The sequence below is a fragment of the Streptomyces sp. B93 genome, assembly GCF_018070565.1.
In the GTDB taxonomy this organism is placed as follows: domain Bacteria; phylum Actinomycetota; class Actinomycetes; order Streptomycetales; family Streptomycetaceae; genus Streptomyces.
The window spans coordinates 13,134-38,712 of the sequence record NZ_JAGPXL010000058.1; the positions used below are offsets into that span (position 1 = coordinate 13,134).

The 25,579-nt window shown below is 70.0% G+C and carries 19 protein-coding genes; 12 read left to right on the forward strand and 7 right to left on the reverse strand.

From position 1 onward, the window contains the following. The first annotated feature begins 97 nt into the window (after nucleotides 1–97). The 9 genes from eccCa to KBY47_RS32540 all read left to right on the forward strand — a co-directional run bounded on the left by eccCa (nucleotide 98) and on the right by KBY47_RS32540 (nucleotide 12,310). Nucleotides 98–4,066, forward strand: coding sequence for a type VII secretion protein EccCa (gene eccCa / locus KBY47_RS32505; protein ID WP_210927586.1), 3,969 nt, complete (start codon nucleotides 98–100; stop codon nucleotides 4,064–4,066). A 211-nt stretch (nucleotides 4,067–4,277) separates the two neighbouring features. Beyond that, nucleotides 4,278–4,796: a hypothetical protein gene (locus KBY47_RS32510; RefSeq protein ID WP_210927587.1), complete on the forward strand. Its 519-nt coding sequence runs from the start codon at nucleotides 4,278–4,280 to the stop codon at nucleotides 4,794–4,796. Continuing rightward, nucleotides 4,796–5,767: a hypothetical protein gene (locus tag KBY47_RS37295; RefSeq protein ID WP_308405372.1), complete on the forward strand. Its 972-nt coding sequence runs from the start codon at nucleotides 4,796–4,798 to the stop codon at nucleotides 5,765–5,767. The genes KBY47_RS32510 and KBY47_RS37295 overlap by 1 nt, the downstream gene beginning before the upstream one ends. Continuing rightward, nucleotides 5,673–7,100, forward strand: coding sequence for a DUF6571 family protein (locus KBY47_RS37300; RefSeq protein WP_308405373.1), 1,428 nt, complete (start codon nucleotides 5,673–5,675; stop codon nucleotides 7,098–7,100). Before KBY47_RS37295 ends, KBY47_RS37300 begins: the two co-directional genes overlap by 95 nt. Before the next feature lie 224 nt (nucleotides 7,101–7,324). After that, entirely contained in the window at nucleotides 7,325–7,666 is a 342-nt protein-coding gene (locus tag KBY47_RS32520) for a hypothetical protein (protein WP_210927590.1), read from the forward strand. A gap of 163 nt (nucleotides 7,667–7,829) precedes the next feature. After that, on the forward strand, nucleotides 7,830–8,273 hold the full coding sequence (locus KBY47_RS32525; protein WP_210927592.1) for a hypothetical protein: 444 nt from the start codon (nucleotides 7,830–7,832) through the stop codon (nucleotides 8,271–8,273). Nucleotides 8,274–8,326: 53 nt separating this feature from the next. Beyond that, nucleotides 8,327–10,600, forward strand: a complete 2,274-nt coding sequence (locus KBY47_RS32530; protein WP_210927594.1) for a hypothetical protein — start codon at nucleotides 8,327–8,329, stop codon at nucleotides 10,598–10,600. A gap of 1 nt (nucleotide 10,601) precedes the next feature. After that, nucleotides 10,602–11,615 carry a hypothetical protein gene (locus tag KBY47_RS32535; RefSeq protein ID WP_210927596.1) on the forward strand — a complete coding sequence of 338 codons (1,014 nt, stop codon included), beginning with the start codon at nucleotides 10,602–10,604 and terminating at the stop codon, nucleotides 11,613–11,615. Between the two features lie 26 nt (nucleotides 11,616–11,641). Then, on the forward strand, nucleotides 11,642–12,310 hold the full coding sequence (locus KBY47_RS32540) for a hypothetical protein (protein ID WP_210927598.1): 669 nt from the start codon (nucleotides 11,642–11,644) through the stop codon (nucleotides 12,308–12,310). A 102-nt stretch (nucleotides 12,311–12,412) separates the two neighbouring features. On the opposite strand, the gene KBY47_RS32545 is transcribed toward KBY47_RS32540, so the two are convergent. The 7 genes from KBY47_RS32545 to eccB form a co-directional block, all read right to left on the reverse strand. After that, nucleotides 12,413–12,715, reverse strand: a complete 303-nt coding sequence (locus tag KBY47_RS32545; RefSeq protein ID WP_210927600.1) for a WXG100 family type VII secretion target — start codon at nucleotides 12,713–12,715, stop codon at nucleotides 12,413–12,415. A 57-nt stretch (nucleotides 12,716–12,772) separates the two neighbouring features. Beyond that, nucleotides 12,773–13,114: a WXG100 family type VII secretion target gene (locus KBY47_RS32550; RefSeq protein WP_210927602.1), complete on the reverse strand. Its 342-nt coding sequence runs from the start codon at nucleotides 13,112–13,114 to the stop codon at nucleotides 12,773–12,775. Between the two features lie 84 nt (nucleotides 13,115–13,198). Continuing rightward, on the reverse strand, nucleotides 13,199–14,467 hold the full coding sequence (locus KBY47_RS32555) for a S8 family serine peptidase (RefSeq protein WP_210927613.1): 1,269 nt from the start codon (nucleotides 14,465–14,467) through the stop codon (nucleotides 13,199–13,201). Between the two features lie 31 nt (nucleotides 14,468–14,498). After that, entirely contained in the window at nucleotides 14,499–16,250 is a 1,752-nt protein-coding gene (locus KBY47_RS32560; RefSeq protein WP_210927605.1) for a hypothetical protein, read from the reverse strand. Beyond that, the gene (locus KBY47_RS32565) at nucleotides 16,250–16,690 is read right to left on the reverse strand and encodes a hypothetical protein (protein ID WP_308405375.1); all 441 of its coding nucleotides are present in this window, start codon (nucleotides 16,688–16,690) and stop codon (nucleotides 16,250–16,252) included. The genes KBY47_RS32560 and KBY47_RS32565 overlap by 1 nt, the downstream gene beginning before the upstream one ends. A 261-nt stretch (nucleotides 16,691–16,951) precedes the next feature. After that, the gene (mycP, locus tag KBY47_RS32570; protein ID WP_210927607.1) at nucleotides 16,952–18,223 is read right to left on the reverse strand and encodes a type VII secretion-associated serine protease mycosin; all 1,272 of its coding nucleotides are present in this window, start codon (nucleotides 18,221–18,223) and stop codon (nucleotides 16,952–16,954) included. A 13-nt stretch (nucleotides 18,224–18,236) separates the two neighbouring features. Beyond that, nucleotides 18,237–19,772, reverse strand: a complete 1,536-nt coding sequence (gene eccB, locus KBY47_RS32575; RefSeq protein WP_210927609.1) for a type VII secretion protein EccB — start codon at nucleotides 19,770–19,772, stop codon at nucleotides 18,237–18,239. A gap of 237 nt (nucleotides 19,773–20,009) precedes the next feature. On the opposite strand from eccB, the gene eccE reads away from it, so the two are divergent. The 3 genes from eccE (at nucleotide 20,010) to KBY47_RS32590 (ending at nucleotide 25,482) form a co-directional block, all read left to right on the forward strand. After that, nucleotides 20,010–21,350: a type VII secretion protein EccE gene (gene eccE, locus KBY47_RS32580; protein ID WP_210927610.1), complete on the forward strand. Its 1,341-nt coding sequence runs from the start codon at nucleotides 20,010–20,012 to the stop codon at nucleotides 21,348–21,350. Continuing rightward, nucleotides 21,347–22,183, forward strand: coding sequence for a hypothetical protein (locus KBY47_RS32585; protein WP_210927611.1), 837 nt, complete (start codon nucleotides 21,347–21,349; stop codon nucleotides 22,181–22,183). Before eccE ends, KBY47_RS32585 begins: the two co-directional genes overlap by 4 nt. A 410-nt stretch (nucleotides 22,184–22,593) precedes the next feature. Next, entirely contained in the window at nucleotides 22,594–25,482 is a 2,889-nt protein-coding gene (locus KBY47_RS32590; RefSeq protein ID WP_308405376.1) for an SCO5717 family growth-regulating ATPase, read from the forward strand. Nucleotides 25,483–25,579 lie beyond the last annotated feature (97 nt).

The following is a 25,579-nucleotide window of genomic DNA, read 5'->3' on the forward strand; positions in this document are numbered from 1 at the left end:
GTGTGGTGGGATCAGTAGGATCACGCGGCGGCCCACGTCCGCCTGACACGGGGTGGCGGACGGAAACGGCGCGGGCCGACAAGGGAATTGGTGAGCAGTGAGCCAGATCGTCGTGAAGCGCCCGCCGCGGGCGCTGCCGCCGGAGGTGCCCACGGGCGACGTCGTCGTACAGCCGCCGCCCGAACTGCCACGGGGTCACCAGGACAGCGTCCTCATGCAGTTGCTGCCGACGCTCGGCATGGGCGGCTCGGTCGTCTTCTTCTTCACGAGCGGTCAGCCGTTCATGCGCATCATGGGCATGATCATGATCGCGTCGACGATCGCCATGTCCATCGCGATGGTGATCCGCTTCCGCCGCGGCTCCCAGGGCCAACTCGCCGATCTGCGCCGCGACTACCTGAGCTATCTGTCCCAGGCCCGCCGTGTCACCCAGGACACGGCACGCGCCCAGCGTGACGCCCAGTACTACCTGCACCCCTCCCCCGAGCAGCTGTGGGCGCTGGTCGCCGAGGGCAGCCGGGTCTGGGAACGGCGGCCGGGCGACGAGGACTTCGCACAGGTGCGCATCGGGCTCGGCCCGCAGGCCCTCGCCACCGCGCTGATCGCCCCCGAGACCGGACCCGTCGAGCAGCTGGAACCGCTCACCGCGAGCGCGATGCAGCGCTTCCTCGCCGCCCACTCCACGCTGGACGACCTGCCGATGGCGGTGTCGCTGCGCGCCTTCTACCACGTCACCCTCAGCGGCGAACCGGAGTCCGTACGGTCCTCCGCGCGCGCCCTGACCGGTTCGCTGGCCGCGCTGCACTCCCCCGAGGACCTGATCGTCGCCGTCGCGGCGGGCCGGGAGGCGCTGCCCCACTGGGAGTGGGCCAAGTGGCTGCCACATGTGCAGCTGCCCGGGGTCACGGACGGCGCCGGGTCGCGCAGGCTGATCGGCGCCGACCCGCGCGAACTGGAGGACCTGCTGGCCTCCCGGCTGACCGGCCGCCCCCGCTTCCACCCCAACGCCGCGCCGCTGCCGGACACCGCGCACATCGTCGTCGTACTCGATGGGGTGTCGCTGCCGCCGGAGTCGATGCTGGCGAGCCCGGAGGGCTTGCAGGGGGTGACCGTCCTGGAGATCGTCCAGGGGGAGCAGGCCGGGGTGCGCGGTGATCTGTCGATCGCCGTACGGCCGCGGTCGCTGCACCTGGAGTCGGCGCACGGGGTCGTCTACGAGGGGACTCCGGACGTCCTGTCGCAGGAGTCGGCGGAGGCGCTGGCCCGGCAGCTCGCGCCGCTGCGGATGGCGTCGGGCGGGGACGACGACGAACCGCTGCTGGCGAACCTGGAGTTCACGGACCTGCTGAACCTGGGTGACGCCGCGTCCATCGACACCCGGCGCACCTGGCGGCCGCGTTCGCAGGCGGAACGGCTGCGGGTGCCGATCGGCGTCGGTGAGGACGGCCGTCCGGTGATGCTCGACATCAAGGAGGCCGCGCAGGAGGGCATGGGCCCGCACGGTCTGTGCGTCGGAGCCACCGGTTCCGGCAAGTCCGAACTGCTGCGCACGCTGGTGCTCGGCCTCGCGGTCACCCACTCCTCCGAGACCCTGAACTTCGTCCTCGCCGACTTCAAGGGCGGCGCCACCTTCGCCGGGATGGCGCAGATGCCGCACGTGGCGGCCGTGATCACCAACCTGGCCGACGACCTCACCCTCGTCGACCGCATGGGCGACTCCATCCGCGGCGAGCTGAACCGCCGCCAGGAGATGCTGCGCGACGCGGGCAACTACGCCAACATCCACGACTACGAGAAGGCGCGCGCGGCGGGCGCGCCGCTGCAACCGATTCCGTCGCTGCTCCTCGTCATCGACGAGTTCAGCGAACTGCTGACGGCGAAGCCCGATTTCATCGACATGTTCGTGCAGATCGGCCGTATCGGCCGGTCGCTGGGCGTGCACCTGCTGCTGGCCTCGCAGCGCCTCGAGGAGGGCCGGCTGCGCGGTCTGGAGACGTACCTGTCGTACCGGATCGGTCTGCGGACGTTCTCCGCGGCCGAGTCCCGGGCGGCGCTGGGCGTGCCGGACGCCTACGAGCTGCCGAACGTGCCCGGCTCGGGCTTCCTGAAGTTCGGCACGGACGAGATGGTGCGGTTCAAGGCGGCGTACGTCTCGGGGGTGTACCGCTCCGGCGCGCAGCGGTCGGCGTCCCCGGGCGGTCCGCTGCCGGTGGACCGGCGGCCGGTGCTGTTCACGGCGGCGGAGGTGCCGGTGACGTTCGTTCCGCAGCAGCCGACGCGGCCGACGGGGTCGGACGAGGTGGACGACGCGCTCGCCGACACGGTGCTGGACGTCGTCGTACGCCGTCTGGAGGCCCAGGGTCCGGCGGCGCACCAGGTGTGGCTGCCGCCGCTGGACAGCCCGCCGTCGCTGGACGCGCTGCTGCCGGGCCTCACGGCCGTGCAGGGCCGGGGCCTGACCCAGCCCGGCTACGAGGGCGCCGGACGCCTCGTCGTCCCCGTCGGCATCGTCGACAAGCCGTTCGAGCAGCGCCGCGATCCGCTCTGGGTGGACTTCTCGGGCGCGGCGGGCCATATGCAGGTCCTGGGCGGCCCGCAGTCCGGCAAGTCGACCCTGCTGCGCTCGCTGATCTGCTCCTTCGCGCTCACCCACACCCCCCACGAGGTGCAGTTCTACGGCCTCGACTTCGGCGGTGGCGGCATGGCGGCGGTCGCCGGACTGCCGCACGTCGGCGGCATCGCGTCCCGGCTGGACCCGGAGAAGGTGCGCCGTACGGTCGCGGAGGTGTACGGCGTCCTGACGCGCCGCGAGGAGTACTTCCGGGCCTCGGGCATCTCCTCGATCGCCGACTTCCGCGCCCGGCGCGCCCGCGGTGACATCTCCGTCACCGACCAGCCGTGGGGCGACGTCTTCCTGGTCATCGACGGCTGGGCCACCTTCCGCGCCGACTACGAGGCGCTGGACCAGGTCGTCCTGGACATCGCGGCGCGCGGTCTCGGCTACGGCGTCCACCTGGTCATCTCGGCGTCCCGCTCGATGGAGGTGCGCGCCGCCCTCAAGGACAACCTGCTGAACCGTCTCGAGCTGCGGCTCGGCGACACGATGGACTCCGAGCTGGACCGCAAGGTCGCCGCCAACGTCCCCACGGGGGTGCCCGGCCGCGGCCAGTCCCCGCAGAAGCTGCACTTCATGGCGGCCGTGCCGCGCATCGACGGCCTCACCTCCGACACGGACCTGTCGGAGGCGACGGCGGCGCTGTCGACGGAGGTCACCCGGCACTGGCAGGCGCCCGGGGCGCCCGAGGTCCGGCTGCTGCCGCGCGAGTTCCCCGCGGAACAGTTGCCTCCTGGCGACCGTTTCCCGCGTCAGGGTGTCGCGTTCGCCCTCGACGAGAACAACCTCGAACCGGTCTTCGTCGACTTCGACCAGGACCCGTTCTTCCTCGTCTTCGGCGAGAGCGAGTCCGGCAAGTCGAACCTGCTGCGACTACTCATCAAGCAGCTCACCCAGCGCTACTCCGGCGACGAGTGCAAGCTGTTCGTCGTCGACAACCGCCGCTCCCTGCTCGGCGTCACCCCCGACACCCACCTCGCCGAGTACATCCCCATGTCCAACGCCATGGAGCACCACATGGTCGCCCTGGCCGACCTCATGAAACGCCGGACGCCGACCGCGGACGTGACGGCCCGGCAGCTCCGGGACCGCAGCTGGTGGCAGGGGCCGGCCGTGTACGTCGTCATCGACGACTTCGACCTGGTGTCGACGTCCAGCGGGAACCCACTCAGCGGACTGACCGAGCTGCTCCCCTTCGCCCGCGACGTGGGCGTCCGCTTCATCATCGCCCGCTCGACAGCGGGCGCGAGCCGCGCCTCCTACGAGGCCTTCATGCAGCGGATCAAGGAGCTGGGCGCGCAGGGTGTCGTCCTTGCGGGTGACCCGACCGAGGGCGACGTCCTGGGCGGCGTACGGCCCCGGCCGATGCCCGCGGGGCGGGGCGTGTTCGTCTCCCGGCGCAGGGGGAGGCCGTTGGTGCAGGTGGGGAGGGTGGCGGAGGAGGTGGGGTGAGGGGCGGGGACCGGCATCCGGAGTTTCCCGGCTCCTCGCGCCCTCGCCGAACTCCTCCCCCCGTCGGCGGCATGACGAGAAAGGGCGCACCACGATCCCTCGTGGCGCGGGTGCGCGGTCGACTGCTGGTATGACCGAGTCCGGCTGACGATCGTTTGGTACGCGTCTGTGCGTCGGCCGGACCGGAGATCGCGGAGGGGGCGGACCTTTCATGGCATGGGACGAGTGGGAGCGACTGAAGGCGGAGGCAGCCGCGGATCGGCCCACCGGCATGCGGCTCAACCAACTGCCGGTGGAGGGTGGCGAGTCCTCCGCACCTGGAGATCCGGCCAAGTACGGCGACCTGAACGTGAACCAGCGCGACCTCGCCAAGATCGGGAAGAACGCGTTCGACCTGTACAACGACCTGTGGGACCAGGCACGCCAGGCGGTCCCCAGCAGCGAGAAGGCGGCCCGGACCCTCACCTCCAGAGGACTGGCGCTGGGCAGTGCCCTCCAGCATGTCGCGACCCGCTGGGACGAGCAGCTGTCGTCCCTCATGGACGCCTGCGCGCACATCTCCAACCACATGACGGTCACCAAGCGGCTGCACGCGGAGGACGATCACTACATCCGTCGGCAGATGAGCAGCATCGATGTCCTCGACGCGGGCTTCGACGAACGGGTCGGTCGACCCGGGCCGAGGAACGAGATCTACGGCGGCCCCGGCGGGAAGCAGGACACGCGCTGATGGATCTCACGGATCTGAGGGACGCGGACTTCAGCCTCCTGAGCGACGCCGTCGACGACTGGTCGAAGGTCGTCGCCAATCTCGAGGACCTGAAGACAGCCGCCGAGACGGGTTTGCGGGGCGCTGCGAGCAAGGCCCACTGGGCGGGGGTCAACGCCTCCGTGTCCAAGGAGTTCATCGGCAAGACGGCGGGTGAGTTCGTGGACGCCCACAGTCAGGCCAGAAGCATCCATCTGATCCTCAAGGACACCCGGGACGAACTGGTCGAGTACCAGCGGCAGATGGCAGACGCCATCGAGCGTGGCCGACTCAGGAACCTCACGGTGATCGGCTACGAAGGTGGCTTCACCGTCACGACGAACGTCCCGCCGGAGGATCGCGCCCGCCAGGACCAGGACAACAAGGCCGACATCACGGCACTGCGCGACGAGATCCAGGGAATCCTGGACAAGGCCACCGAGAGCGACTCCTCCGCGAGCACGGTCCTCAAAGCCATCGCCGACCAGAGCGAACTGGGGTTCTCCGACGTCGACTACAAGGACCGGGACTCCGCCGCAGAGGCGATCGAGCGCGCCGACCAACTGGCGGGGCTCGTGAAGAAGGACCCCGAGGACCTGACACCTCGGGAGTTCGACCGCCTCGCCGCCGGTCTGAAGAACTACGCCGGGGACGAACTGTTCGCCGAGCGTTTCGCGACCCGGTTGGGTGCCGACGGGGCGCTGAGCCTCTGGGCCGGCATCAATGACCCACAGCTGGGACGGGAACTGAACCGCAAGCGCGGCGACGCGTACGACGAACTCCAGAAGCAACCTGGGCCTCACCCTCGCCACCGCCTCGCAGAGCGACTCGGCGGCCATGGCCGACTGGCGGAACCGGATGGTCGACATGGTGGACAAGCCGGTCGGCCGTGGCAACGGTTTTCCGCTCGGCGGCCAGGTGCTGAGCAACCTGATGCGCTGGGGCGACTATGACGATGCCTTCCTCGTCCGGTACGGCGACAAGCTGATCGCGACGGAGAAGAAGTACACCGGCAACGGAGAACACGGGGCTTGGGGGCGCCTGGGTTCCGACCCTCTCCTCAACCGCACGGGCAGTGACTCCGGCTGGGATCCCATGACCGGATATCTCAAGGCTCTGTCGAACAGTCCGGACGCGGCGACCACGTTCTTCAACGAGGAGTTCATCAACAAGAACGATGACAACAACCCCTTCGAGCGGGACACCGACGGCAACGGCAGGGACGGGAAGGTTTCGCTCAGTAACTTCCAGTACCTGTTCGAAGAGCGCGACTGGCCACGCGATTTCACGAGCGACGGTAAGGAGAGCGTCGCTGGCCGCAATACGCTGGCGCTGGCGTTGGAGGCCGCGACGACTGGGCATGCGGCTGGGGAGTTGTCCACCGCGGACACTCCACCGCACAGCAAGGGACAGGCCAGACTGATGGAGAGCCTGGTGTCATCGATCGCGGATGATCCCGAGCGATTGACCGAACACGGGTACATGACCGACAGCATCGGCCAGATTGCATCCGAGTATCTGCCCGACATGAATCGAGCCATGAGCGATGTGGAGCGAGAACCGGGCTCGGAAAAGTGGCGGGACATTGAGAAGCTGTACCCGATCGCCGGGGCCGAGGCCAAGCTGAACCACTCCGAAGTGACGAAACTCCTCTTCACCATCGGCCAGAACGAAGAAGGATACGCGGCCGTGGAGGTGGGACAGAAGGCATATATGGGCAAACTAATGGATCACCATCTGAACCCGGATCTGCCCACGCATCTCCGGGTATCGGAAGACGCCAATCTCCTCGTACGACAAATCGCCACCCGGTCCGGCGAAGTGTCCGGAACGCTGGGACTGGGGGTACAGGAAGCCATTGGGAGCCAGGCTTCGGACAGGGACAAGCAGTTCGAGCACGCCGTCGCTCAGCGCAAGAACTGGATCTCTGGAGGGATTGGCACCGCCACTGGCGTGGGCTTGTCTTTCGTCGCCACGCCTTGGGTGGGTGCGGCCGTGGGTGGCAGCGCCGGAACGGCGACGAGCGTGATCTTGGAGGCCGTCTTCAAAGACGCGGAAGGACGTGCCATGAGTGACGCACAAGCGACTGGGGGGCGCTTCTGGGCTGAGGGCCTGGAGCGCAACATCAGCATCGCCGAGGACGCAGCCCGCACCGCGGCACGGGAATACGGATCACCCGACTCAACCGACATCGGGATGACGGCACATGAATCCGCAAGACAAGGTTACCTCAATGCACGCACAATCCTTGAGGGTCAAGCACCTGGAAGTCTTACAGATTACTGATCGATCCTGGCTCGGCAGAGAGAGAAGAAATGACCTGTCTCAGAGCGATCTCACGACCTACGCGTGCGCGTCTCGCGATCTCATTGGCAATTTTCACCCTTGCGTTCACGGCCTGCACCGAAGATGAAGAAAGACGGGACTACGCGCTACCCGACACGCTTTGTGGAACACCCATCGCACCCGAAAGCATTTCACCTTTCCTTCCACCCGGGCAGGATGCGAGGGTGAGGGAGAAACATTATTCAAGTACCCAATTGTGTGACATCATCATCGATGACGTGGTAGCCATGTCCGCGAAACTGGAGTGGCTGGGCCAGGAACGTACGGTCGGTCGATACGCAGCCGAACTGGCACAGGAACCACTCACCCACTCGGCCATGGGCGGCCAGTTTTTTTACTCAGGAAGTGAGGCGTTCGGAAGAGCCGAGGGGTGCTCCGACTCTGAACAACAGCTGTACACGTCCATCCAGACCTGGACGTCGGACCATCACGACCCCGATGCCATGAAGCACCTCATCATCGACTACACGGAAGAGGTGGAGAAGTCGACTGACTGCACCAGGTGAGTGCGAATTGTTACTCAGTGTCCGTGACGCCGGAGTTATCGTCACGCTCTCCGAGATGTCAGGCATCGGGCGCAGGGCCCACCCAGCCCCTGGATTCTTGAGAACTGGTTCAGTTGTTAACCTGGCCGGTGCACGCCAAGAACGCGGATCGGGGGCCGGTGTCATGACAGAGCCATTGGGAACCGACGGCACGGCCAGGCAGTCGGTGGGGATGCAACTGAACCAGTACCCGGCCGATCCGGGCGGCTCACCTAGTGGCCCCGGTCTGGGTGGGACCCCGGACTTCGGGTCCAGTCCGGCTCAGAAGAAGGCCGCCGCCAGAGCCATCGAGGAGCACATCGAGCCTGACACCAAGAAGGCCGGTGACGTGGCGGACGAGGAGACGGGTGCCGCGGTCAAGGCGTTCGCCGCGAAGGACGGGCACGGCTGGGTCACCTCCGGCGCGCTGAAGAAGGCGCACGAAACGTGGGGTGAGCAGGTGCAGGGCCTGATGAACCGGCTGGGGTCCGAGAAAGCGGCCCTGCGCAACACGAACACGCTGTTCCAGAACACCGACTTCGGCGTCGGGCTCGGTGTGCGCAAGTCGTCCAGTCTCGACGGGTTCTGAGCCGTCAGTCCTTTGCCCTTCACCGTTCCAGTCAGCGCGCACAACGGGGACCCATGCCGACGTACCACGAAATCATGACGACCGACCTGGCCACGCTCACCACGGCGGCCGACGCCTGGGACGACATGGCCAAGGAGTTCCAGAAGCAGGAGACCGCCTACAAGCGGGATGTGCACGGCATATCCATGGGCGGGCTGTGGCTGGGACTGAGCGCGAACGCGGCCAACCGGCGGTTCGACGTCACCCTCAAGGAATACCAGAACGCCCAGGTCGAGGCGAAGGCGATCGCCTCGCTCCTGCGTGACGCCCACACCCAGTTCGTCGATCTGAAGGGCAAGCTGAAGACGGCGCGGCAGGAGGCCATCGACGCCGGGATGGCCGTGTCCGAGCAGGGCCGGGTCTCCTTCGACACCGCGCGGCTCAGCGAGGGTACGCGCACCGCCTATCACCACGACCCCGATTACCAGGACAGCGTGCGCAAGAGCGTCAGTTCCTGGCAGGACCGCATCGATCAGCTCGTCAAAGACATCACCGACGCGGACAAGGGTGTGGAGATCGCCTTCGAGGCGGTGGTGGTCGATTCCGACGTCAGCGACGGCACGATCAACGGCTTCAACGGGCAGGCCCAGGGCGACATCGAGAAGTACGAGGCCGAGAACGCCGAGGACATCGCGACCCGGCTCGCGGACGGCAAGAAGGTCTCCGCGGCCGAACTCGCGGAACTGGACCGCGCCTTCCGCGACAACTCCGACAACAAGGTGTTCAGTCAGAGCCTGCTGACGGGGCTCGGTCCCGACGGCACCATCAAGCTCACCAACGAGCTGAACCAACTCGCGTACGACGACGACAAGAAGAACAAGGCGCAGTACCTGGAACTCCAGGGCGGCCTCGCCGACACCGTCGCGAAGGCCACCCAGGTGCCGGGTTCGGTCACCGACGCGCCTCCGGGATCACAGAAGTTCAAGGACTGGCTCGCCAGCGATGACGGCAGGTTCTACCGGCAGTGGACGGAGAGTCTGGACAAGTACGGCACCAAGAACTACGGGTCGAACACGCAGCCGCTCTACGGCTATCAGTCGTTCGTCAGCATGATGCAGCACAGCAATGTGAAGTACGACGACCAGTTCCTCTACGAACTGGGCGACGACCTGATAGCTGCCGAGAAGAAGCAACCCAGCATCTACACCGAATGGGGCGCCGGACACGACGGCATCCGTGCCGACGCTCTCGACGGGCTCCTCGGCGTCATGAGCAAGAACCCCGACGCGGCCACCGCCTTCTTCGATCCCGCGGGCAACGGCTCCGGCACCGACCACGTCGGCAACGACCACCTCAAGTACCTGCTCCACGAACGTGAGTGGCCGCAGCACAGCACGGTCGCCGGACCGACGATCGTGACCATGGACGACCCCCTCAACCGCACCGGCCTCGGCGCGGCGCTGGAGGCCGCCACTACCGGCCGGGAACCCAACTCCGCCGGAGCCGAATTCGGCCACCACACGGAGGCGCAGACGCGGGTGATGCAAGAGACCATCACCCAGCTGGACAAGGACGGCAAGGGCGACTCGATCCCGCAGAACCTGAAGGTGCCGCTCGGACGGGCCCTCGCCGACTACACCGTCGACACCCACGCCATCCTCAGCGGCACCGAGCCGAGCAGCCCTCAGGGGCTCTCCGGCATCAACGCCAACGGAGACGAGTCGAGCATCGCCAACAGCAAGCACAGCCTGCTGCGTGTGATGCGCGGCGTGTCCGACGCGGCGTACGGAACGACCCCCGACGGCGAGCCCGTTCTCGTCTACGACATGCTGTACGAGAACCAGAAGCTGTATTCGGCGGAGTACCTGGCCGGGGCCAGGGACGCCCCGGCCGACCAGCAGGGCAACGTCGTCGGCGACTGGGACAACAGGGCCCGCCACGTCGGCGAGGTGTACGGCTCGATGACCGCGATCGGCTCCGACATGATCCTCGACGACCGGGACACCAAGATCGGCACGCTCAACGACCAGATGCGCTACACGTACCACGGTGTCGGCGGCCTCTTCACCCAGATACCCGTGGTCGGCGACCCGGTCCAGCGCATGGTCGACGCGGCTACCTACGAGTACTCCAAGGATGTGACGGCCGAAGCCGAGGACGTGGCCCGGTCCCAGGACAGCACGGCCACCTCCTCCGGCATCGGGGGCACGAACGCGCTCCTCGACGCCTGGGGAGGCCAGCAGGGCATCAGCGGTAGCGAGGCGCACGACCACGCCAAGGGCGAGGCCAAGCAGAGCTTCATCACCGGGCGCGAGGACGCGTACTCGGCACTGCGTACGAGGAAGTGACATGACGAGCGGAAGCGGCCGGGCCGGCCTCGGACGGAAGATCATCGCGCCCGCCCTGGCGGTCGTCCTGCTGGCCGTGGGTGCACACCTGTGGTGGAACACGAACCTCTTGGGGCGTGACGACTTGTGCGGAGGGCTGGTGTCCGCCGAGTCGGCCGAGGGCGTCTTCTCGCAGGCCGGTCGTGTCTCCGATCGGGACGGTTTGGACGAGCAGGCGGGTGATCGGCTCGCTTTCTCCTGTGTCGTGGAGACGTCGTCCTTTCTCCCCGGGGCGGATGACGAGTACCTGAGGATCGTGGGGACCCGTGAGCGGGGGGACTTCCCGTTCACCGACGGTGGCCGGTGGCCCAGCCCGGTCAGGATGTCGTTCTTCTCCGGTGGCGCCACCGGAGCGATCGGCGCCTACCACAGCTGGGTTCTGCTGCCCGACGCCTGTACGACGGCCAAGGGGCCCGCCATCATCGAGGGTTACGTCCCCGAGGGCTCGGACCCCGTGCGGGTCGCCCGGCTGCTGACCGGCATCGCGGGCAGGGCGGCCGAACGGGCGGACTGCGCGGGAGGGCGGCCACTCACCGCGCCCGATGCGCTGCCCGCCGTACCGGAACCCCGCCCGGTCGAGGGCGGCGCGGTGTGTGGGCTCGACGGACTGGACTTTCCGGGGCCCGAGGGGTCGTCCGGGGTGCGGGAGGCCGTGCAGGACCGTGCCGAAACCGTCTGGTCGTGCGAGGTCGAGCGCTACGCCACCTACGTCGTGACCCGGGAGCCTCGCATCGTCGCGGGCATCCGCTCCTCGCCGGGTTACGAGCGGCAGCCGGCGGTGGCCGGGCACCAGGTGTCCGGCTTCGACGCACGGCATGTGGTCGCCGACTGTGCCGGTACCCCGACCTATTTCTCCATGGAGGTCGGGCACGACTACCTCACGGCCCGCGAAGGGTCCGACGCTCCGCGCGCCGAGGACCTGTTCGAGAACTTCGTCGACGTCGCCGGTGCGCGGTTCGGCTGCACCGCCCCCTGACCCCGAGAACACTGAGGACACCACACGTGACACACGCACGACACCGGCTCGCGACCGCGGCTGCCCTCGCCGCGGCGACGGCCCTGCTGGCGGGCTGCCAGAGTGACGGCGACAGCGGTGACGGCGGTACGGCGGCACTGAGTCTGAGCGGACTGACCGAGACCGCGGAGGGCGTTCCCGAGGACGGGGCGGACGCGTGCCCGTTGCCGTACGACATGGCTGCGGCGGCGAAGGCGGCCGGAATTGAGGGGGAGGTCGGTCCCGGGTCGGTGCGGCCGGACGAGGACACGCCCGTCGCCACGGGGGAGGGTGGGAAGCGTGCCGAGTCCGAGGAGCCGCTGGGGCAGAATCCCGGTGCGCTGGTGAGCTGTACCTTCCACATCGGTCAGGACGACGTGCAGGTGCACACGATCGCTACCAGCAAGCCCAGCGCGGTGCTCATCCTGGCACCGGTGGCCTTGTCCCTGACCTGGTCGGGCACCGATGACGTAGTCCCTTACGTCGAGAAGGTCGCCGCCTCGGAGACGGGTGAGGTGGTCGTCGCCGACAGCGGAAACGTCGCTGCGGTGCGGCTGGAGCTGGACGGGGAAGGAGACGCGGCCCTGCTGGTCGGTGCGGGGGAGGCCGGGGACACGTCGTTGGGGCGGGAGCAGGTCGGTGCGCTGACCGAGGCGCTTGCGGGGCAGGTGCAGTAGGCGGGCCGTACGGTGGTTCGCCGTACGGCAGTGGGGTGGACACCTCCCGCGCGTGTCCACCCCGTGCGTCGTGTCGCCGTCCTGACGACATGAAGTAGCCGACTACATGAAGTAGCTGGCGCCCTTCAGGTCGCCGCCGCGGTAGTCGCCGCCCGCGAGCTGGACGCGCTGGGAGATGTTGACCAGGGCCTGGTGGATGCCCGTGGCGTGGCGGTCCCATTCCTTGGACTTCTTGGTGAACTCCTCGTACGCCTCGCCGCCCCAGCCCGCGGCCGCGTCGAGCACGGCCTTCTTCAGGGCCTCGAGGTCCTCCTCGAGCTTCTTGGCCTGGTCGCCGAGTTCGGTGGCGAGGGCGTCCATGGTGCCGTAGGTGACGGCGAGTTCGTCGTAGTGGGCTCCGGACATGTTCTTCCTCGATTCTGTGCGGGTCGGCAGGTGGTGGTCGGTCGGTGACCCGTCGGCTCAGTAGCTGCTGAGGGCCGAGGTCTTGCCGCCGAGGTCCTCCACGGAGATCTTGGTGATGTCGGCGTCGATCTGGCCCTCGAGGTTCTGCTTGTCCTTGCGGTTGAGGTCGATGCCCTGGAGGAAGTCGTCGAGCATGCGGCCGATCGCGGCCATGTGGCCGTTGATCTCCGTCTGCTTCTTGTCGAAGGCGAGGGCGCCCTGGCCCGTCCAGCTCTTCTCGATCATGTCGATCGTGCCCTGGAGGCGGGCGAGGGACTGCCGGATCGAGTCGTACCGGTCGATGACGTTCGTCTGGAGCTTCTGTACCTGGGCCTCGTAGAGCTTGCGGCCGTCAGCCATTTCGGCGGTCCCTTTCGTGTGGGCGGTGGTGGGGTGTTGCTGGGTGGTTCACCGCGGGTGGTGGGTGGTCGGGTGGGGCTGGCCTTATGCGTTTCGGCGGTTGCGGAGCACGGCGAAGGCGCCGCCGCCGATGGCCAGTACGGCCGCGGCGGCTCCGAGGGTCACCCAGAGGGTGGTGTTGCCGGACTCCCCCGGCTCGGGCCCGGCGGCGGAGGTCTGGCCTCCGGAGCCTTCCTTCGAGGGTTCGGGGGAGGGGGACGTGGATGCCGTCACCGGCTTGCCCGACTCGTCCAGGACACCTGTGGCGTTCTCCCTCGCCAGGGGGTCGGTGTCCGCCGGTACGGGCTTGTAGTCGCTGTCCTCGAGCACCTTGCGGGGGCGGATCAGGCCGTAGCCGAGGTACGTGCTCGGGTCGTCCCTCGCCCAGTCGCGTCCCGCGGTGTCGATGAGGCTGCCGAGGACCTGGTTGGCGGTCCAGTCGGGGTGGGCGGACCAGATGAGGGCGGCGGAGGCGGAGGCGATGGCGGTGGCCTGACTTGTGCCCGAACCGGAGCAGTACGAACGGAACGTCGCGTCGCACCAGGAGGGGATGTCGAGGCCGGGGGATGCCAGGTCGACGTAATTGCCGTATTCCGAGAACTTACCGACCTTCCCCGACTCGTCGGACGCGGCGATACCGACGACGTAGGGATAGGAAGCAGGGAAGCCGATGAAGTTCTTGCCCTCGGCATCGTTGCCTGTGCCAGCGAACAGCAGCTTGCCCTTGTCGTGGGCGTATTTCACCGCCTCGCGGACGCCGGGGAGATCGAGGTTGCCACCGAAGGACATATTAATGATCTTGGCGTCACTGTCAGCGATGGCCCGGATCACTGAAGCGTCGTCAGGCGCCTTCGCCCGCTCGGCCTTGTCTTCGAGGCCCTTCAGCGCGATGCGGTACGGAACGATCTCCGCGTCGGGGGCGAGACCCTTCAGTGTGCCTTTGGCGCCGCTTCCCGCGATCAGCTCCGCCATGGTGGTGCCGTGGCCCGTGTAATCCTCAGTGGCCTTGTAGGCGAGGTCCTTCGGCACGCCCTCCGTGGTCACCCGCCCCTGCAAAGACGCCGCGTCGGCATTCACGCCCGTGTCGACCACGGCGACCTTGACACCCTTGCCAGTGCTGGCCTTCCACATCTCGTCGGCCTTCATCGCCGATAGGTACCACTGCTGTGACTGGACATCAGCGGCAACCGCGCCGGGAGCCAGGCCGGTCGACACGACGGACGCGGCGCCAAGTGCTGCGCACAGTGCCGCTCCCCTTCTCGCAAATCGCCCTGCTAGCGTGCTCGGCCTGAGGCGTCGCCTGATCCCTGACATCATGCTGTGCTTCGTCCTCGCTTCTGTCCTGTCAGTCGGTCATCGGCGCGCCGTCACGTCGCTCATCGCGCCGTGAACGAGTCGATCCGGACCGTTGGTTGCCCGCAGCACCGCCATTCCTGGTGTCTGGGGCGCGGCCGGTCGGGGCGCCGATCACCCCGCCGGAGCCACCGGTGGCGCGACGGGGGGGCGGGCGCGTGCTCGATGAGGCGGGAGGTGCGCCGATCACCCCGCGCTGGCCGGGCCGCTGGGCGGTGAGGTTGGCCTCCCGGGTGCCCTCGGCGCCGACGACCGTGCCGCGCGGTAGCTTGGCTGCTCGGCTGCCGCTGGGGGTGGCCCCTGTGACGGGACGACCGCCGACAACCCCGTTGGAGGGCCGCCCACCACCACTGCCGCCGACGGGCGGCGTGCCCATGACGCCCCTCGGCCCTGAGGCGGCGCCGTTGACGGGCCTGGGTCCCGCTCCCGTCGGTAGGGGCTTCCCGCCAACGATGCCGCGCTGCATGGGAGCTGCTCCGCGGGTGCCCGTGGGACCGGGCGTGACAGGACGTCCCGGCTGTCCCGTGGGGACCATGGGACCAGTTCCACGACCGCCCGCCTGTACGGGGGGTGTGGCGCGGCCCACCGGGCCCGTAGGTCCGATCCCGGGACGCCCCGTCTGGCCGGTAGCGGTGGGGGGCACCGTGGGCCGGCCCTGAGCCGTGGGGGGCACCCTCGGCACGTTGGTACCGCCGGGGCGCTTGGCGCGCCCTGGGATTGCCTTGACGGCGGGCGGGGTCGCACCGGGGACCACCGTGGGCAGGGGCCCCGGTGGCGTGGCGGGCGCGGTCGTCGGCGGCGGGGTAACCGTGACGGGCTTCAGGGTTTCCTGCGGCTGCAGCGTTCCCACACTGTCGATCTGCGTTCCGACTGGCTGCCTCGGCGTAGTAGTCGGCTCGTCGATGTTCCTCGGCGGTGCTAGTTCCGTGCCCGGCAGTTCCGTCCCCGGGTGTTGTCGCTCGGCGCCCACCGCTGCGGAGGTCTGCTGTGGGGTCACCGACCCGCTCATCGGATCGAGTGACGCGTAGATAGGGCTCCGCTCGGGAGGTGCGTAGGTGGGCGCCGGCGCCGGCACCCCCACATCCGGCATCTTCGGGAAAACCGGTTCCTCCGCCGCGCCCATCGCGCCCGCTGACACCGTGTAGAAGGACGCCAGGCGGTACATCTGGTTGATGGCCTCCTGGCGGTTGGCCTCGGCCTTCAGGGCCGCTGTGTAGTCCTCGTTGGAGTCGACGCGCTTGGCCTCGGGGATGTCGTCGACGGACTTGCGGTCGGTGCGGGTGTCGCGTGGGGGCATGGACTTGCGGACGGAGGCGAGGCCGGAGCCCGCGGCGATGACCTGGGTGCCGATGACGTCGGCGTAGTCGGCGATGCCCTGGGCGGTCTTGATGAGGCTGTCGCCCCAGTCGGCGAAGGCGGTGTGGGCCTCGCCCTCCCAGTCGATGCGGCCGAGGTTCTGGGCGAGTTCGTCGGCGGCTTCCTTGATGGCGTCGCGGGCGTCGACGAGGGCCGTGCCCGCTGTCTCCAGGAGTTCGGGGTTGGCGGACTCGACAATGTCGATCATGTCGTTGAGGTCGTAGCCCTCGAAGTTCGTCGAGCCGAAGTGGATGCCCCGGGTGGAGCCGAACGGACTGAACAGGCGGGTCATGTTCATGACCGCGTCCAGCGTGCCGTTCTGGTTCTGCGCCTCCTGGTACTCCTCCTGGTGGCGCTCCTGGGTGTTCTTGTCGCCGTCGCCGCTCATCAGTACCCCGCGTCCGTGTGGTCGGCCCGGTTCTCACGCTTGGTGCGCTCGTTCAGCATCTCTTCACGCGCCTGGTTGACCTCGGCCCGGATCTCGTGGAACCGGTAACGCTGTTCGTCCTCGAGGTTGTCGAAGGTGACGTCCACACCGTGCACCGCGATCTGCATGGCCTCCAGTTGGAGGCCCAGTGACTTGGAGAGTGCGGTGATGCGTTCGTGTACGCGCTCGTACTCCAGGTGCAGGCCCTTGCCCTCCGGGAACGCGCCGCTGCCGAAGGCGGTCTCCGGCAGGCTGTGGGTGCCGACGTTGGACGCGCCGCCCGCCGATTTCTCGAAGGCGGCGAGCAGATCGTCGACGCGCTTCTTGAACGTCGACAACGCCATCACGCCCCGGCGCACGTCCGCCGCCGACGCTCCGCCGCCCATGTCCGCAGGAAGCACGAAGCCATCCCTCCCCGTATCCCCGTTACCCCGTACCGCGGCCGGTTCCCGCGTGGGCCGCCCCGGCGGGCCGCCCGGCAGGTCACGCCTCGGGGGCGTTCAGAACCGCGATCGCAACCACTCTAGTGACTCACACCGACAGTCCCAACTGCCATATGCAGTCGCAGTGCTGCCAACCGGCCGGTCCTCGTTCCCTCTTCACTGGACGGTTCAGGCGCCACCTGGGTTCCGGAGGCTCCGGCGGTCGTCGAGCGGCGTTCATCACATTGCAGCGTGGCCATTGCGAACATCCCCCGACGGGAGCCCGGACCGGGCCCGTCTGCGCGCGTCCCTGATCGCCACGGCCGCCCCGCCCAGGCCCGCCACCAGGATCGCCGCGCCGACCGCCACGTACGTCCCGAGGCGGGCGTTGCGTTCGTCGGGGGTCTCGCCGAGCGGGATCGCGGCCGCCGCGGGGGCCCGCGCCTCGCCCAGGCCCTCCTCGGGGGCCGGGGACTCGATCGGCTCGTCGTCCTCCGTCAGCGCGCGCACCGGGTCGACCACGCCCCAGCCGACCAGACGGTCGTGCCCGGCGATGGTGCGCTCCGCGGTCTGCTCGATCTGGGCGACGATCTGACGTTGCGTCCAGGTGGGGTTCTTGGCCTTGATGAGCGCGGCCACGCCCGCGACGTACGGCGCCGAGAAGCTCGTGCCGTTGTCGGAGCAGTGGCCTCCGCGCGGGACCGTGGAGATCATGTCCACGCCTGGCGCCGCCACGTCGACGAAGTCGCCGGACTGGGAGAACGACGCCCGTTCGTTGTTGCGGTCGGAGGCGGCCACCGCCAGAACGCCCTCGTACGACGCCGGGTAGGTCTTCTTGACGTTGCCGCCCAGGCCGTCGTTGCCCGCCGACGCCACGACGACGATCTCCTCGGCCAGCGCCTCGTCCACCGCCGCCTCCAGGTCCGGGTCCGGTTCCACGGCCTCCGAGGTGTCCTGGGAGATGTTGATGACGTCCGCCTCCTCCCCGATGGCGTGCCGGATCGCCTCCGCGAGCGTCTCGGTGTTGCCGTTGCCTTCCGCGTCGTTCTGCTGGATGGGAATGATGGTCGCCTCGGGGGCCAGGCCCACGAAGCCGGTGTCCTTCGCGGGGCGGGCCGCGATGATGCCGGCGACCTTGGTGCCGTGGCCGACCGTGTCCGTGGTGCCGTTCTCGTTGCCCCGCTCCACGGGGTCGCCGTTCTCGTCCTTGAGGCCCTTGGGCAGGAGGTTGCGGCCGCTCTTGACGTCCACGGCGTCCTTCAGCTGCGGGTTCTTCACGTCGACGCCGGTGTCGATGACCGCGACGCGCACGCCCTCGCCCTTGGACTGGCTCCACAGTTCGTCCAGGAGGACGCGTTGCAGGGACCAGGGGCGGCCCGGGTAGTTGGCGTTGGGGTACTCGCACTGGCCGGAGAAGTCGTCCCCGTCCGCCGCGAGGGCCGGGGGTGTCAGGATCACCGGCGCCGTCAAGAAGGCGACGGCCAGCGTCAGCACGCGCGCGTGTCGTCCCATCGTCGCGGCTCCCCTACGAACCCTGCGGCTGGCGTGCCGCCGCGGTCGACAGGCGCGGACCCGTCGGGAGGAACGCCGACCAGGCCGCCGGGACCGGTGCCGGGTCCACGTCGGCGTAACCGAGGCGTGACTGCGCCTGCTGGGCCTCCTGCTCCAACTGCTTGCGCTCCTCGGCCGACATGCCGATCCCGGCGTCGTCGGTGGCGCTGTCGGCGTTGGACTGGAGGACGTAACGCAGACCGGTGTCGGTGACCAGGAAGACGGGGCCGTTCTTGGTCGCGCTGCCCTTGAACTGGCGGTAGAGCTGGCCCGAGCCCGGGGTGACGTACGCGCTGGAGGAACCGGCGGGCAGGTCGGCGGGGAAGTCGGTGCCCGCCCAGGTGCTGAGGGTGGTGGTGCCGTCGGCGCTCACGCCGCGCAGGACCGTACAGACCGTGTTGCGCTTGCCCTTGGCGTCCGACGCCTCGTTGACCGCCTCGGGGGTGCCGGTCGGCCAGCGGTGCCCGGTGCCGAAGGGCTCGCCGGGGACGATCGCGCCGGGGCTCGTCTCCAGGGCCTGACCGGCCTGTCCGACCTGGGCCAGGTCCTTGCTGAACAGCAGCAGTTGGGCGACGAAGGCGGAGACGGGGGCGACCCGCCCGGGCAGTACGACGTAGTACTGCTCCTTGTTGTTGTCGAAGGCCTTGAGGACCGTGCCGACCCTGTCGGCCTCGGCGTCGAGCTGGCCGGGGGCGTTCGCGGGCTCGCCGGGGGTGCCCTCGATCTCCGGGAAGGTGATCGGGTCGCCCTGGTGGAGGGTGGCCAGCCACTCGGCCGAGACCCGCTGCGGCTCACGGCCGGACCCTACGACCGTACGCAGCAGCAGTTCGAGGTCGTCACCGGTGTCGATCTTGTCGACCTGGTACGCCGTGCCGCCCGGGTCCACGATGAAGCGGTTGCCATCGGAGTCGGTGACGTAGAGCAGTTCGCCGCCGGTCAGCTTCCGCCTGCCCTCGGTGAGGTCCTTCTCGCGGTCGGCGAGGACCAGCGCGGCCTTCTGGATGGACCGGCCGCCCGCGCCCGGGCGTTCGCAGACGGCCCACCGCTTGGCGGCGCCCGCCTCCTCGGCCGACGGCAGCCGGTCGGGGGCGTACGGGATGCCGATGGTGACACCGTGCGGGATCTTGCCGTTGTCCAGCAGTGATTCGCTGACGGTGACGACATCGCCCTTGCCCGGGGCGAGGAGCAGCTTGGCGGACGCCATGTTGAGCACGGGGTGCAGCTGGACCTCGTCGCCGGTCTTCAGGACGACGTACCGCGTCGTCGACTTGCTGGCGATGATCACCTTCTCGTTGGGGGTGTCCCAGCCCGACGGCGCGGTCGGCTTGAACATGCCCCAGGCCCCGAACACGGCCATGATGATCACGCCGATGATGAGCCCGGGCACGACACCGCGCAGCGGGCGCGGCGCGCCCTCCTCCGAACCGTGCGGGGAGGAGAGGACGAAGGCCGCGAGCAGGCGGCGCTTCGCGAAGGTGTAGGCGTTGAGCTGGTCCCGCCGAGATGCCATGGGTGCGCTTCTCTCCCCGTTTTCCGCGTCGTCCGCCCGTTTCCCGCCCGCGTTCCGGCAGGTCGGCGCCGGGACTCCCCGTCCCCCGCCCGCCGTTGTCAGACCGGCCCCCTACTATGCCTGGTGTCGGGAGTGGGCTGGGGAGCGGGTAGGGTGCCTGGGCCCTCACGGGCCCGGTGCGGCGCTGGATCTCCAGCGGGTTCCGGTGAGTTGTGAGTGAAATGGGGGGATGGAGTGATGGCTTCCGCGACGCGGACCTCAGGGCGTGGCCGGAACCGGTCGCGCGGCTCCGCCGAGCCCGCCGCACCGGCGGCGGGGCAGCCGTCCACCGGGCTGCCCGCCCCGCGCGGCGGCCTCCATCTCAGAACGCGCCCGGGACAGCCCGGCAGGCCCGGCTCGTTCCGGCTGCAACGGATCGTCCTGGTCGAACTGGCCGCCGCCCTCGTCCTCGTGGGCTGGGTGATCGGCACCCTCGCGCTGGTTCCCGCCGCCGTCGTCGCCATCGTCCTGGTCCTGCTGGCCTTCGTACGACGCCGGGGCCGCTCCCTGCCCGACTGGATCGCCACGGCACGCGCGCTGCGTGCCCGGCGCAGGCGCGCGGCGGACCTGGTGGTGCCGCCCGGCACCGAACCGGGCCTGGCCCCCGCCGTGGAGTGCGACCCCAGCCTGCGCACCTACGCCTACGGCGGCCGGGAGCGGCGCCCCGTCGGGCTCATCGGGGACGGCACCTTCGTCACGGCTGTGGTGCAGGTGGAGGCCGACGCCACCGCCCTGCGCGCCGAGCGCGGCAGACGGCCGCTGCCGCTGGCCCTGGTGCGCGACGCCCTCGAAGTGGACGGCATCCGCTTGGAGTCGGCGCAGGTCGTGCTGCACACCCAGCCCGCGCCCGCGCTGCATCTGCCGCGCCAGTCGGTGGCCGTCACCAACTACGCGCCGTTGCAGGAACAGACCGGCGCCCCGGCGGTGCGCATCACCTGGATCGCGCTGAAGCTCGACCCGGAGCTGTGCCCGGAGGCCGTGGCGGCGCGCGGGGGAGGTCTGCTGGGCGCCCAGAAGTGCGTGGTGCGGACCGCGGACCATCTCGCCAGTCGGCTCACCGGCACCGGGTTCCGGGCCACCGTCCTCGACGAGGAGGAACTGACCGCCGCCATCGCCACCTCCGCCTGCGCCAACCCGCTGGTGACGGCCGAGGCCGGACGCGCCGACCGGCAGGAGCGGCGCACCGAGGAGTCCAGCCGCAGTTGGCGCTGCGACAACCGCAGACACACCACGTACTGGATCCGCAGATGGCCCCAGCTCGGCGGCGGCCGAGGGCCTTCGCTGCCCCAGTTCGCCGCGCTGGTCACGGCGGTACCGGCGCTCGCGACCACCATCAGTCTCACCCTCGCGCGCGACGACCGGCAGGAGATGTCGCTCCGTGGCCATCTGCGGGTCACCGGGCGCAGCGCCGAGGAACTGACCGCGGCCCGGCGCGCCCTGGAGGCCGCCGCCCGCACGGCGGGTGCGGCCCTCGCCCGGCTGGACCGGGAGCAACTGCCGGGCGTCCTCGCCACGTTGCCCCTGGGAGGTGTTCGGTGACGGCCATGACCACGCGGACCGCCGACGGGCCGGGCAGCGGCTACGGCGCCGGGTACGGCACACCGGGAGGCGCCCGGCGTCCCGCCGCCCCCGGCGGCGACGGCGACTCGGTGGCCCGCCGGGCGGCCGGCCTGCTGCGCACCGGCTTCGGGCTGCTCGGCCCGCGCCACGGACGGCACGTCCTGTCCGCCGAGGACCTGGACACGCTGGCGCTGCCCATCGGGGACGACGGCGTCGTCATCGGGGTGGACGCCGAGGGACAGCCCGCCGTGCTGGGGCTCAACCGGCCCACACCGTACGACGTCGTGCTCATCGGCGGACTGTGGACGGCGCAGGTGCTGGCGCTGCGGGCCGCGGCGACCGGCGCGCGGGTGGCCGTGGAGACGGGCCGGGCACAGGCCTGGACGCAGATGGTGCACGCCATGGGCGGCGGGCAGAACGGGCTCGCGGTCTACGACGTCGGGCGGGTGCCCCCGCAGGGCGCCTCCGCCGGTACACCGGTGCTGGTGGTGCGGGACTGCGGGATGCGGCCGCCGCGCGGGCGGGTGACGTCCGGGCCCTGGCAGTCGGTGCTGACGCTGCTGCCCTATCTCAGCCCGGTCGCCCCCCGGTTGATACGGCAGGCGCGGCTCGTCGGCGTGCAGCGGATATCCCCCGACGAGGCCGGGGAACTGGGCCGCACGATGGCGCTGCCGCGGGCCGACATGGACTCCCTGCCCACCCTCGCCGACGGCGTCACCCTGTGGTGCGCCGACCGGGACCGGCAGTACGTGATGACCCAGCCGACCGACGCGGAGGTCGGGTTGCTGGGTACGCCGCGCCGGATGGACTGAAGCGAGGGGCGTACGGCGGCAATTGAGCCGTAGGTTCCCTTTCGGGCCTTCTGTCTCACGGGACTTCGGGTGGTCTGCAGCCCTATGTCCCAAGTGCCGAGGAGTGCCGGCCGCACTGTTGGGCAGGCTGTGACCGGGCGGACGTGCACCGAGCGGTGGACGGGCCTGCCGGGGTGCCGGTGGTGGTGATTAGGCTGGGTCCGGGCGCGACGCCAGAACCCGTGGACCGGGCGTCGGCGTCCTTGGGGGAGCCGGGATCGGACGACCGTGAACACGGACGCCCTCAAGCGACCCCGGTACGGCCTCGGTGACAACCTCGGTACGACCTCGGACAGTTTCGAACGACTTCGGATGACAAGAATGGTCGCCCCGGCACGGCACGCGGGTGTTCGACCACACCAGGAGGAATTGTGAGCAGCGATCGGGACGGGATCCGCGGGGGCTGGGCGACGCCCGGCGATGACCAGCCCGACGCGGAGTCCTCCGTCGAGGCGACGGGCGAGTTCACCATCGACTACGCCCCGCCCGCCTGGTACACGCAGAACGCCTCGGGAGGCGGCGAGCCCAACGGCGCCGCCGCGGGGGCGGGCGCGGGCGCGGGGGCGCCCCTCACTCCGCCCCCCGCACCTCCGATGGGACCTCCGGTCGCCGTGCCCAAGTTGCCGGTGGGGAGCGGGTTCGAGCCGCAGCCTGCCGAGGGGGGTGGGGCCGGGGATGTTCCTGCGAGCGAGTCCTCGGCGCCGGTGGCGGCTCCGGTTGCGCCCGTTGCGTCGGTGGATGCGGTTGACCCCGGCGTTCAGGGGGGCGGCAGCGAGGGGGCCGGGAGCGTCGATGCACCCGACAGCTCCGGTAGCCCCGGTGCCCCCGGTGTACCCGACGACGCCGGGAACGGGGATCTGGAGAGCGGCGCGACCATGCGGTTCTCCGCCGTCGCCCTGAAGCGGGAGATCGAGGAGCGGACGGCGGAGGCGGAGGCCGGGCCTGAGGCACCTGAGGCTGAGGTGGCTGCCGACGAAGCCGGTGAGGCGGAGGGCACGGACGGGGCATCGGTCGAGGAGACCGACGGTGACGTACCCGACGCGGCTGCGGATGCGGAAAGCAGTGAGCCGGACGATGCCGAGGTCGTCAACGAGGCCGAGGACGATGCCGAGGTCGCTGGTGACGTCGTAGCCCCGGAGGACGGTGCTCCAGCGGACGCCGTACCGGGTGACGCCGTCCCGCCCGACGCGGGGGCGGAACCTGAGGACAGTGCGCCGCAGGACAGTGCTCCCCAGGACACGCCGCCCGGCTGGACTTCCCCGCCGCTGCCGCAGGGCGGGGTGCCGCCGCTGCCCCCGTCGTACCAGCCCGCGGCCCCGGCACCGGCGGCACAGTGGCCCGCGCAGCCGGAGGCCCCGGCGCCCGCGCCCACGCCACCGCAGCCGCAGCCGCAGCCGCAGCCGCAGCCGCAACTCCAGCCGACCGCGGCACAACCCGGTCAGCCCGTGCCGCCCCCCGCGCCCCCGCAGCAGCCGCAGCAGTCCCAGCCGCCCTTCCAGCCGCAGGCACCACAACCCGCCCCCGCGGCGTGGCCCGCGCAGCCTCCGGCCCCCGAGCCGACCCAGGCACCGGCACCGGCTCCGGCACCGGCCCCGCCGCATCCCCAACCCCCGCCCGGCGGCTACGGCTTCCCCCAGCAGGGCGGCGCCCCGGCAACGCCCCCCGCGGCACCCCCCGCCGCCCCCGCCCCCCAGCCCGGCTACGGCTTCCCGCAACCTCAGCCCTACCCCCAGGCGCCCCCGCCCCACCAGCAGAACGCCTACGGCTACCCGCACCCCTCCCCGCAGCAGGGGCAGCAGCAGGTCGCGCCCCAACTGCCGCAGAAGCAGCCCGAGCCCTCGGCGCCACAGGTTCAGCCGCAGCACCCGCACCCCCAGCAGCCGCCCGTCGACCCCCGGGCCGGTGCCGCCTGGCCGCAGCCCATGCAGCACGACCAGCGGCAGCCGACCAACCCCGGTGCCGCGCCGCTCGGTTACACGGCGGCGGTGGAGCTGTCCTCGGACCGGCTGCTCAACAACAAGAAGCAGAAGGCGAAGAGCGGCCGACCCGCCGCCGCGTCCTCCCGCTTCAAGCTGGGCGGCAAGAAGGAGGAGGCCGAGCGGCTGCGGAAGCTGGAGCTGATCCGTACGCCGGTGCTGTCCTGCTACCGCATCGCCGTCATCAGCCTCAAGGGCGGTGTCGGCAAGACCACGACGACCACGGCCCTCGGCTCCACCCTCGCCAGCGAGCGGCAGGACAAGATCCTCGCGATCGACGCCAACCCGGACGCCGGCACTCTCGGCCGCCGGGTGCGCCGCGAGACCGGGGCGACCATCCGTGACCTCGTCCAGGCGATCCCGTACCTGAACTCGTACATGGACATCCGACGGTTCACCTCGCAGGCGTCGTCGGGGTTGGAGATCATCGCCAACGACGTCGACCCGGCCGTCTCGACGACCTTCAACGACGAGGACTACCGGCGCGCGATCGACGTGCTCGGCAAGCAGTACCCGGTCATCCTCACCGACTCCGGCACCGGTCTGCTCTACAGCGCCATGCGCGGGGTGCTCGACCTCGCCGACCAGTTGATCATCATCTCGACGCCGTCGGTGGACGGGGCGAGCAGCGCCAGTACGACGCTGGACTGGCTGTCGGCGCACGGGTACGCGGACCTCGTCTCGCGCTCCCTGACCGTCATCTCCGGTGTCCGCGAGACCGGCAAGATGATCAAGGTCGATGACATCGTGGCGCACTTCCAGACGCGCTGCCGGGGTGTGGTCGTCGTCCCCTTCGACGAGCACCTGGCGGCGGGCGCGGAGGTCGACCTCGACATGATGCGGCCGAAGGTGCGGGAGGCGTACTTCAACCTCGCCGCGCTGGTCGCCGAGGACTTCGTCCGCCACCAGCAGTCGCACGGGCTGTGGACGTCCGACGGCAACCCGCCCCCGGTCGCGGCCCCACCGCTCCCGGGCCAGCCCTTCCCCGGCCAGCCGATGCCGGGCCAACCGATGCCGGGCCAGCCCATGCCGGGCGCTCAACCGATGCCAGGCCAACCGATGCCGGGGCAGCCCATGCCCGGTGGTCAGCCCACACCCCCCGGCCAGCCCCCCATGCCGGGCCAGTACGCACCGGGCCAGCCGCCCCAGCCCTACCCTGCCCAGCCCTACCCGCAGCAGCCCGGCCACCCCCAGCCCTACCCGCAACAGCAGCCGGGGCAGCCGTACCCGCACCCGCAGCCGGACGGCACCCAGCCCTCTCAGCAGCCCCCGCAGCAGCAGTAGAAGACCAGAGACCAAGAAGAAGCGGCCGGGGCCCACCCGGCCCCGGCCGCTTCCCCCACACCCCAACCCCAACAACGCGGCAGCCCCCAGCGCCCCG